Source organism: Serratia sp. ID 25-353 (genome assembly GCF_054792795.1).
Genome location: NZ_CM139236.1, coordinates 2793842 through 2803540, shown reverse-complemented (window position 1 = coordinate 2803540; position 9699 = coordinate 2793842). Strand labels below are relative to the sequence as shown.

The 9699-nt window shown below is 64.2% G+C and carries 12 protein-coding genes; 6 read left to right on the top strand and 6 right to left on the bottom strand.

Translation table 11 applies throughout. The features are described from left to right. Positions 1-38: 38 nt before the first annotated feature. The 4 genes from urtB to urtE are packed head-to-tail and all read left to right on the top strand — an operon-like array spanning position 39 to position 4209. A complete protein-coding gene (gene urtB, locus ACYF6X_RS13515) occupies positions 39-1619 on the top strand; it encodes an urea ABC transporter permease subunit UrtB (protein WP_130018403.1) in 1581 nt (526 codons plus the stop codon). Further along, entirely contained in the window at positions 1619-2695 is a 1077-nt protein-coding gene (gene urtC, locus ACYF6X_RS13510; RefSeq protein WP_041034054.1) for an urea ABC transporter permease subunit UrtC, read from the top strand. The genes urtB and urtC overlap by 1 nt, the downstream gene beginning before the upstream one ends. Beyond that, a complete protein-coding gene (urtD, locus tag ACYF6X_RS13505; protein ID WP_130018404.1) occupies positions 2692-3498 on the top strand; it encodes an urea ABC transporter ATP-binding protein UrtD in 807 nt (268 codons plus the stop codon). Before urtC ends, urtD begins: the two co-directional genes overlap by 4 nt. 12 nt (positions 3499-3510) lie before the next feature. Then, on the top strand, positions 3511-4209 hold the full coding sequence (urtE, locus tag ACYF6X_RS13500) for an urea ABC transporter ATP-binding subunit UrtE (RefSeq protein ID WP_063991260.1): 699 nt from the start codon (positions 3511-3513) through the stop codon (positions 4207-4209). A 7-nt stretch (positions 4210-4216) separates the two neighbouring features. On the opposite strand, the gene ACYF6X_RS13495 is transcribed toward urtE, so the two are convergent. After that, positions 4217-4429: a type II toxin-antitoxin system RelE/ParE family toxin gene (locus ACYF6X_RS13495; RefSeq protein WP_233221914.1), complete on the bottom strand. Its 213-nt coding sequence runs from the start codon at positions 4427-4429 to the stop codon at positions 4217-4219. A gap of 71 nt (positions 4430-4500) precedes the next feature. Next, positions 4501-4764 (bottom strand): type II toxin-antitoxin system ParD family antitoxin, encoded by a 264-nt coding sequence (locus ACYF6X_RS13490; RefSeq protein ID WP_107227373.1) that lies wholly within the window; start codon positions 4762-4764, stop codon positions 4501-4503. Positions 4765-4898: 134 nt separating this feature from the next. Between ACYF6X_RS13490 and ACYF6X_RS13485 the strand changes: the two genes are divergently transcribed. Continuing rightward, a complete protein-coding gene (locus ACYF6X_RS13485) occupies positions 4899-5411 on the top strand; it encodes a DUF2165 family protein (RefSeq protein WP_063991261.1) in 513 nt (170 codons plus the stop codon). A gap of 22 nt (positions 5412-5433) precedes the next feature. Here ACYF6X_RS13485 and ACYF6X_RS13480 read toward each other — a convergent pair whose 3' ends face one another. The 3 genes from ACYF6X_RS13480 to ACYF6X_RS13470 form a co-directional block, all read right to left on the bottom strand. Continuing rightward, a complete protein-coding gene (locus ACYF6X_RS13480; RefSeq protein WP_063991262.1) occupies positions 5434-5946 on the bottom strand; it encodes a GNAT family N-acetyltransferase in 513 nt (170 codons plus the stop codon). A gap of 41 nt (positions 5947-5987) precedes the next feature. Further along, entirely contained in the window at positions 5988-7205 is a 1218-nt protein-coding gene (locus ACYF6X_RS13475; protein WP_130018405.1) for an FAD-dependent oxidoreductase, read from the bottom strand. A 76-nt stretch (positions 7206-7281) separates the two neighbouring features. Then, a complete protein-coding gene (locus ACYF6X_RS13470) occupies positions 7282-7851 on the bottom strand; it encodes a DUF4865 family protein (protein ID WP_063991264.1) in 570 nt (189 codons plus the stop codon). Between the two features lie 105 nt (positions 7852-7956). Here ACYF6X_RS13470 and ACYF6X_RS13465 point away from each other — a divergent pair, with 105 nt between their 5' ends. Then, a complete protein-coding gene (locus tag ACYF6X_RS13465) occupies positions 7957-8826 on the top strand; it encodes a LysR substrate-binding domain-containing protein (protein ID WP_107227471.1) in 870 nt (289 codons plus the stop codon). Here the strand turns inward: ACYF6X_RS13465 and sseA are convergent. Next, complete coding sequence (sseA, locus tag ACYF6X_RS13460) at positions 8823-9668, bottom strand: 3-mercaptopyruvate sulfurtransferase (protein WP_130018406.1); 846 nt, start codon at positions 9666-9668, stop codon at positions 8823-8825. The two genes, ACYF6X_RS13465 and sseA, sit on opposite strands and share 4 nt — an antisense overlap. Positions 9669-9699: the final 31 nt, after the last annotated feature.

The following is a 9699-nucleotide window of genomic DNA, read 5'->3' as shown; positions in this document are numbered from 1 at the left end:
CGGCCCAACGCCCGCCGGCCCAACAGAAGAGGCAGCTGATGCAATCTCCGTTTTTATCTTCTTTGCGCGTCGGGCTGTGGCTGCTGTGTGCCTGGCCCCTGCTGGCGCAGGCCGGGCCGGCCGATGAGTTCGCGGCGGCCAATCGTGCGCAGCAGGCCAAACTGCTGCAGGCCTGGGCGGCCGAGCCGGACGCCGCGCGCCTGCCGCTGCTGCAGGGGCTGCAGCAGGAAACCGTGGCGATCGACGGGGCGAAGCGCGCCTTTATCCGCCAGGGCGAGCGCTATCTGCCGCTCGAGGGCGAGGCGGCCCCGGTTGGTGAACCGAAGAAGGTGTGGCTGAACAACCGGCTACGCATTCTGATCGCCAACGCATTGTCGGCGCAGCGGCTGGTCAGCGCGGACGCGGCGGTGCGGCTGCAGGCGGCGAGCGCGCTGCAGCGCGAAGCGAACGGCGAGCAGCTGCCGCTGTTGGCCCGGCAGCTGGCGCGGGAAACAGACCCACAGGTTCGCGACGCGCTGAGCCTGGCGCTGGCTAACCTGCAGCTGGCCGACGGCAATCCGCAGGTGCGTTTCAATGCGGTGCGGCTGTTGGGCGAATCGGGTGAGCCGGACACCCGCGCGCGGCTGCAAGCGTTGACCGACGTGGCCAATGAACCGGACGCCGCGGTGCGCGCCGAGGCGCAACGCAGCCTGCAGCAGGTGCAGCATCGCCTGATGATCGGCGATCTGCTCGGCCAGGCGTTCAGCGGCCTGTCGCTCGGTTCGATCCTGCTGCTGGCGGCGCTCGGGCTGGCGATCACTTACGGCCTGCTCGGCGTCATCAATATGGCGCACGGCGAAATGCTGATGCTCGGCGCCTATTCCGCCTACCTGGTGCAGGGGCTGTTTCAGCAGTTTGCGCCGCACTGGCTGGCGCTCTATCCGCTGGCGGCGCTGCCGGTAGCGTTCGCCATCACCGCCGGGATCGGCATGCTGCTTGAGCGTACGGTGATCCGCCACCTGTATGGCCGACCGCTGGAAACCCTGCTGGCCACCTGGGGCATCAGCCTGGTGTTGATCCAACTGGTGCGGGTGCTGTTCGGCGCGCAGAACGTCGAGGTCGCCAACCCGGCGTGGCTGTCGGGTGGCGTGCAGCTGTTGCCGAACCTGGTGCTGCCGTGGAACCGCATCGCGGTGATCGCGTTCGTGCTCTTGGTGCTGGCGATGACCTGGCTGCTGCTGAACAAGACCCGGCTCGGTATGAACGTGCGTGCGGTGACGCAAAACCGCGCGATGGCGGCCTGCTGCGGCGTGCCCACCGGGCGTGTGGACATGCTGGCCTTCGGGCTGGGATCCGGTATCGCCGGGCTCGGCGGCGTGGCGCTGTCGCAGTTGGGCAACGTCGGGCCGGAGCTGGGGCAAGGTTACATCATCGATTCGTTCCTGGTGGTGGTGCTCGGCGGCGTCGGCCAGCTGGCGGGGACGGTGGCGGCGGCCTTCGGCCTCGGCATCGTCAACAAGATCCTCGAGCCGCAGATCGGCGCCGTGTTGGGCAAGATCCTGATCCTGGTGCTGATCGTTCTGTTTATTCAAAAGCGCCCGCAGGGGCTGTTCGCCCTCAAGGGCAGGGTGATTGACTGATGAGCCAACCATTGACCGTAACCGGCGTGCAGAAAGCGCCCCGGCTGGCGTTAAGCATCGGCGCGCTGGCGTTGCTGGTGCTGCTGGTGATGCCGTTCATGACGCTGTTGCCGGCGGATCATCCGCTGGCGGTGTCCACCTATACCCTGACGCTGGCGGGCAAGATCCTGTGCTACGCGGTGGTGGCGGTGGCGCTCGATCTGGTGTGGGGCTATGCCGGGCTGCTGTCGCTCGGCCACGGGCTGTTCTTCGCGCTCGGTGGCTACGCCATGGGCATGTACCTGATGCGGCAGGCGGCGGGCGACGGGCTGCCGGCGTTTATGGCGTTCCTCTCCTGGAATGAGCTGCCGTGGTTTTGGAGCGGCACCCAGCATTTCGCCTGGGCGCTGTGCCTGATCGTGCTGGTGCCGGGCCTGCTGGCCTTCCTGTTCGGCTACTTCGCCTTCCGCTCGAAAATCAAAGGGGTGTATTTCTCGATCATGACCCAGGCGCTGACCTATGCCGGCATGCTGCTGTTCTTTCGCAACGAAACCGGCTTCGGCGGCAATAACGGCTTTACTGGTTTCACCACGCTGCTCGGCTTTCCCATCACCGCCGCCGGCACGCGGGTGGCGCTGTTCCTGGCGACGGTGCTGCTGCTGGCCGCCAGCCTGGCCATCGGCTTTGCGCTGGCGCGCAGCAAGTTCGGCCGGGTGCTGACCGCGGTGCGCGATGCGGAAAACCGGCTGACCTTCTGCGGCTACGATCCGAAGGGTTTCAAGCTGTTCGTCTGGACGCTGTCGGCGGTGCTGTGCGGGCTGGCCGGCGCGCTCTATGTGCCGCAGGTCGGCATTATCAACCCCGGCGAAATGTCGCCGACCAACTCGATCGAGGCTGCCATCTGGGTGGCGCTCGGCGGGCGCGGCACGCTGGTGGGGCCGCTGCTCGGCGCCGGCATCGTCAACGGCGCCAAGAGCTGGTTCACCATGGCCATTCCCGAATACTGGCAGTTCTTCCTCGGCCTGATGTTTATCGTCGTCACGCTGTTTCTGCCCAAAGGGGTGATCGGCCTGCTGCGCCGGAGGAAAACCTCATGAAAGCGATGCAAGTGACCGACGAGCTGTTTACCCACCCGCTGCCGGCGGATAAATACCGGCAGCAAACCGATCCGGTGCTGCAGCTCGACAACGTCAACGTCAGCTTCGACGGTTTTCGCGCGCTGACCGATCTGTCGCTGCGCATTGGCGTCGGCGAACTGCGCTGCGTGATCGGCCCCAACGGCGCCGGCAAGACCACGCTGATGGATGTGATCACCGGCAAGACCCGGCCGGACAGCGGCAGGGTGTTTTACGATCAGACCGTCGATCTGACCCGGCTGGTGCCGATGCAGATCGCCCACGCCGGCATCGGCCGCAAGTTTCAAAAACCGACGGTGTTCGAGGCGCTGACGGTATTCGAGAATCTGGAGATCGCGCAGAAAACCCGCAAGTCGGTGTGGGCCTGCTTGCGCGCTCGGTTAAGCAGCGAGCAGCGCGACCGCATCGACGAGATGCTGAAGACCCTGCGGCTGGGGCATGAGCGCCACCGGCCCGCCGGGTTACTGTCCCACGGGCAGAAACAGTTTCTCGAGATCGGCATGCTGCTGGTGCAGGAGCCGCACCTGCTGCTGCTCGACGAGCCGGCGGCCGGCATGACCGACGCCGAAACCGACTACACCGCCGAACTGTTCCGCGAGCTGGCGGGTAAGCATTCGCTGATGGTGGTGGAGCACGATATGGGGTTTGTGGAAACCATCGCCGATCGCGTGACGGTGCTGCACCAGGGGCAGGTGCTGGCGGAAGGATCGCTGGCGCAGGTGCAGGCCGATGAACGGGTGATTGAGGTATATCTGGGGCGCTGAGGAGGCGTAACGATGCTGCAGGTAGAGGAATTGAATCAGTATTACGGCGGCAGCCACATTCTGCGCGGCCTGTCGTTCGAGGCGCGCATCGGCGAGGTGACCTGCCTGCTGGGGCGCAACGGCGTGGGCAAGACCACGCTGCTGAAATGCCTGATGGGGCTGGTCCCGGCGCGCAGCGGCAGCGTCCGTTGGCAGGGCGAAACCATCACCGGTAAAAAACCGCATCAGCGGGTGCAGGCGGGCATCGCCTATGTGCCGCAGGGGCGGGAGATTTTCCCGCGCCTGACGGTGGAGGAAAATCTGCTGATGGGGCTGGCGCGCTTTTCCGGCGCCGCTGCGCGCACGGTGCCGGATCCGATCTATGACTTGTTTCCGGTGCTGCGGCAAATGAAGGATCGGCGCGGCGGCGATCTCTCCGGCGGGCAACAGCAGCAGTTGGCGATCGGCCGGGCGCTGGCCTGCCGGCCGCAGCTGCTGATCCTCGACGAGCCGACGGAAGGGATCCAGCCTTCGGTGATCAAGGAGATCGGCGCGGTGATCAAGCAGCTGGCGGCGAAGGGCGATATGGCGATCCTGCTGGTGGAACAGTTCTATGACTTTGCCGCCGATCTGGCGGACAGCTATCTGGTGATGTCGCGCGGCAGCATCGTGCAGCGCGGCGCCGGCAGCGCCATGGAACAGGACGGCGTACGCGGGCTGGTGGCGATTTGACGTTGGATCAGCTGAAAAAGGATTGACTGAGCGGATCGCGGGAATGATGCAGCACTCTGATGATATTCACCTCCCGCCTGTGCTGACGAAAATAAATCAGGTGGTTGGCGACGGGCAATACCCATAGGCCGGGGCCGATAGCATCGATGTTTCTGCCGAGTTGGTGGTGGCTAAGGTTATCGAAAGCCTGATGCAGGCGGCGCAGATAATCTTCGGCCACCTATAAGCCAAAGCGCGCCAACCCGTAAAAATAGATCTCTTCCATATCGTCCAACGCTTTTGGACGAACGGTTACTTATCTGCGCATCCTTTTGCTTTGCCCCGTATTCTTTCCATGAACACATCACGATCCCATTCGACAGCTTCGCCGCTGTTCTCTCCTTCGGCGATCAGGCGCCTAAGCTCTTCCAGCTTTGAGGTGGCGGTACGTTCGCGCAAGGTGCGCACCGATTCGCGGATGACTTCACTGGGCGTGCGGTAATCGCCGCTGGCCACCAGGTCTTCGACGAAACTACGCAGTTCGTCACCCAGATCTACCGTTAATGTTCTGCCCATTGTTCCTCCTCACTTTCGGCTATGCTGCGTCATTGTAAGATTAGTTCTTACATTGTGCACGTCAAACTATCAGGATCTCAATAGCGGTCCCGTCATGAGGGCGGGAGTTACCCGTTTATTCATTAAGGATAACCATGAACGAAATCACTGTGTCACGCCTCGGTTGCATCGTCCTGTCCCTGTTTCCAGCCCTGTGGGGGCTGTTCAGCCTGTTGAACAATACGGCGGATTTCGCCGGCACTGCGCGCAATGCGGTGGGGCCGCTGCTCGCCATGCAGGATACCTATCAAACACCGGGGCTGATGTGGCGCGCGATCAGCGCCGACTGGGCCTGCATGTTGGGGTTGGCTGTCATCACCACGCTGGAAACGCTGGCCGGCCTATTCGCGGCCGTAGGCGTGGCGCTGATGCTTGGGCGATTGAAAGGCCCTTACGCCGCCTTCGCCAAAGGCAAGGCCTGGGCGATGCTGGGGGCGCTTTGCGCGATCGCGGTGTGGGGCGTCGGCTTTATGGTGGTCGCCGGCGACTGGTTTATGGCCTGGCAGGCCAAGAAGGATCCGCTGGCGGTGCAGCTGGGGGCGCTGATCTACCTGGCGCCCAATGCGTTTGCCTTGCTGTTCCTGATGCTGCAGCGGGAGCCGCGCTAAACGACGGCGGAGCGGGGCGCGGTTACAGTGCCTTGCTCATATACCAGATGCCTATCGAGCCCTGGGCGCTGGTGTAGCAGGTCTCGCCACAAATGCTCAATCCCTGGCGCTGATAAAAGCGTTGGGCGCCGGTGTTGCGTTGCAGCACCTCCAGCCACAGCGTCTTCTGCCGGCGCTCGATGGCCCGCTGCTGCACCTGTTCGAACAGGCGCTGGCCATAGCCGTTGCCGGCATGGCCCGGCAGGAAATAGATTTTCTGCAGCTCTGCGCCGCGGGTTTGTGTTGGCGCCAGCAGGCTGTCGACGTTGAGCCGCGCATAGCCGACCAGGGCGTCATTCTCATAGGCCAACAGCCAGCACACATCGGGATCGCGCAGCGTCCGTTCCAGCGCGGAGACGGAAAAATCCTCGGCCAGAAAGGCCTCCAGCTCGTGCGGGTAGCGCCACAGCTCACCGAAGTGCGCGCGATAGGTGCGGATGCCGATATCGCGCACCTGGGTTAAATCTTCCAGCAATGCCTGACGGACGGTGAACATGAATGAACCTCATCGAAGCGGGAACCGATGAGTATAGCGGGTTAATTTTCAAGATGTCGCGGCGTTTCACGGCGAAAACCCAGGCCGATGATGCGGCCGAACAGGCGCGGCAGCCAGCGGCTGTTGCCGACGCGGGCGATCAGGCGCGAACCGCCCGCTGGGCGGCGTTCGCCCGGCTTGCGCTGGCTCATTTTGATCTGCAAAAACTGGGTGGCCCGGGTGGGGAATTCGCGCCGGCGCTGCACGCTCAGCAGATGCTTCAGCTGCAGCCGATGCTGGCGCAGCGGCGGGATCAGGGCGTTGGCGGCGGCCACCGCGTCCTGAATCGCCAGGTTGACGCCCACGCCGCCGATCGGCGACATGGCGTGCGCGGCGTCGCCGATGCACAGCACCCCCGGTTTGGCCCAGCGATCCAGACGATCGATGCGGATGCTCAGCAGCTTCACCTGATCCCACTCGACGATCTCCTGCAGGCGATCGTCCTGGAATGGCGCCACCTCGGCGAGGTGCAGCAAAAATTTCTCCAGGCCGCTGCGGCGGATCGCGTCGAAGCTGCCTTTATCGATCGAGTAGCCGCACTGCCAGTAGTCGCCGCGATCAATCATGATGAAGTTCTGCTTCGGCCCGGTATGGCCCATCGACCAGGCCGGATCGCCCGGCTGCTTGCTGAGCTTCATCCACAATACGTCGCGCGGGGCGCCGAATGAGCGGCTACTGAGCGCCGCCTGCTCGCGCACCACCGAGTTGCGGCCGTCGGTGCCGATCACCAGCTGGCTACGCACGCGGATCGGCCCTTCCGGCGTGTCGGCCAGCACGCCGCATACCTGGCCGCGGTCGTAGAGCAGCTCATGAACCTGCGTCGAGGTGAGCAGCCTGAAATGGGGGAATGCGGCGGCCTGCTGCGCCAAAAAGTTGAGGAACTCCCACTGCGGCATAAAGGCGATAAATTTGCAGCGCGTCGGCAGGCGGGTGAAATCCGCGAGCTTGATGTCGCGCCCGGCGACTTCGGCGTGCAGGGATTCGGCGCGCTGGTGCGGCAGCGTCAGCAGTTCATCGAGCAGGCCCAGCTGGTGCATGACTTCCAGCGTCGACGGGTGAATGGTGTCACCGCGAAAATCGCGCAGGAAGTCGGCGTGCTTCTCCAGCACCGTCACGTCGATCCCCGCCCGCGCCAGCAGATAGCCGAGCATCAGCCCGGCGGGGCCGCCCCCCACGATGCAGCAGGTGGTGGCGTAAGGTGTGATCGGTGATGACGGCATGGCGGTTGACCCCGGAGAGCGGCCCGCATCCCGCGAACCGCAAATGAATGTTTAGTGTTGATAATGATTATCAATATCAAGTTTGACTGTCAACCCGCGGCGCAGTGTGGTCAAAGGGGACGGACAGATGGCCGACGCGGAACAGCTGGCCGTTTTGTGCGGGGGACTGCGGCGGTTCACGCCATAAATCCAGCCGCACTAACCGCCACTCGGCGGGATCGAACGCCACGATGGAGGCCAGCGCGCCGGGCGCCGCTTGCTGTTGCCGACGCAGCGCAGGCAGATCGCTGTAGGGGATGATGGCCCGTTCCTGGCAGGTCGCCCAGGCGGCCTCGGTCAGATGAGGACGATCGAAATGCGCCAGCCACGGCAGCCAATGATTGACGCGCGGCCAGCCGAACGCCTGGCTGAGGCCCCTGAAACCTTCGCCGGTCAGGAAGTCGCTCATGCCGGCGCTGCTGTTCCACAGGTAGAAGGGAGCATAGAGATTCTCGGCGCTCCCTTCGCTGCGCTGCGCGTACAGATAGGCTTTGACGATCAGCTGTGGGCAGGCGTCGAGCCGATGGCCGAAATCGGCGATGCGGCGGCGGACGATCGCCATGTCGTAATCGGCGGGCAGGGTGAAACGGTATTGCATCGCGAGCATAAGGATTCTCCGGAAAGACATTGACCTGGAGAGCGTGACACGCCATCTTTATCAGTAAAATCGGTATTATTTTGATTGATGGTTCAGAAAATCAGGATGGTCAGCATGGGGCGAATAACGTTCGATCTCGAGGATTTACGCAGCTTCGTTACCGGCGTCGAACTGGGCAGCTTCGCCAAGGCCGCTGAACGGTTAGGGCGCTCGACGTCGGCGGTCAGCGCCCATTTGAAAAAGCTGGAACAGCAGGTCGGCGCGCCGATCCTGCGCAAGGCCGGGCGCGGCATGGTGATGACCGAGGCGGGGGAAACCCTGCTCGGCTACGCGCGCCGCCTGCTGGAGCTCAATGACGAAGCCGCCGCCGCGGTGCGCGGGTTGGATCTGCAGGGTACGGTGCGGCTGGGGCTGCAGGAGGACTTCGGCGAGACGTTTCTGCCGCAGGTATTGGGCAGCTTCGCGCGCGCCAATCCGAAGGTGCGCATTGAGGCGCGCATCGCCCGCAATGCCGAGCTGATCGACTGGGTGCTGAAAGGCCAGTTGGATCTGTCGCTGGCGTGGGATGGCGGCTTGAGCACGCCGTTTCATCAGGCGCTGGGGCAGCGGCAGCTGCACTGGATAGCGTCGCCCGGCTTCGCGCTGGCGCCGTGGCGAGAAGGGGATGAGCCGCTTTCGCTGGTGATGTTCGACGCGCCTTGCCTGATGCGCAGCGCGGCGACGCAGGCGCTGGATCGCGCCGGCATTCCCTGGCGCATCGCCTTTACCAGCCGCAGCCTGAACGGCGTGTGGGCGGCGGTGAACGCCGGATTGGGCGTTACGGTGCGCACGGCGGCGGGTTTGCCGCCCGGCCTGGCGCCGCTGGCGCCCGATCTGCTGCCCGCTCTCGGCCAGCTTGGCGTGGTGCTGCACCGCGCCGAGGATCAGCCTTCCGCCGCCGTGCAGCGGCTGGCGCAGATCGTGGTCGAGCGGATCGAAACCTAATCTTTGGCGATAGGCTGCTTGCCGCTCAGCTGGCCCCATTCGCTCCAGGCGCCGTCATACAGCTTGACCTGCGGCGCGCCGAGCGACAGCAGGCCGAACGCCAGCACCGCCGCCGTCACGCCGGAGCCGCAGCTGGTGATGATCGGCCCGTTGATGTCCACACCCTTGTCGCTGAAGGTTTGGCGCAGCGCCTCCAGCGATTTGAAGCGGCCGTTTTCCAGCAGTTCGCCGTACGGAATGTTGATGCTGCCGGGAATATGGCCGCGGTGCAGGCCGGGGCGCGGCTCAGGCGCTTCGGCATAAAAGCGCGGCGCGGCGCGCGCGTCGAGAATTTGCACCGGCGTGCCTAACGCCTGTTCCACTTGCCGCATATCCACCACCGCGTCGGCATTGAACCGGGCGTTGAACGTCTGCGGCTCAGGCTGCGCCGGGCCGGTTGCCAGCGCCTGGCCCAGCGCGGTCCAGCCGTTCAGCCCTTCGTCCAGCACGTAAACATGCCGGGCGCCGAAATTGCGGAAGGTCCACCAGCCGCGCGGCGCGGAGAACTGGTTGCCCTCATCGTAAATCACCAGGGTGTCGCGTTCGCTGATGCCCAACTTGCCCACCGCCGCGCCAAACTCCGCCGCCGTCGGCAGCATGTGCGGCAGCGCGGTGTTTTTGTCCGCCACCTCGTCGATATCGAAATAGACCGCGCCGGGAATATGGCCGCGTTCGAACTCGGCAAGCATGTCTTTCTTCGGCGTCAGCCCGACCGGCGACATCCGGACGTCGATCACCACCAGATTTTCATCGTTGATATGTTGCGCAAGCCATTGAGGGGTCACCAGAAACGGAGAGTTCATCGTTATTGTTCGCCTGTTGTGAAAACGGATT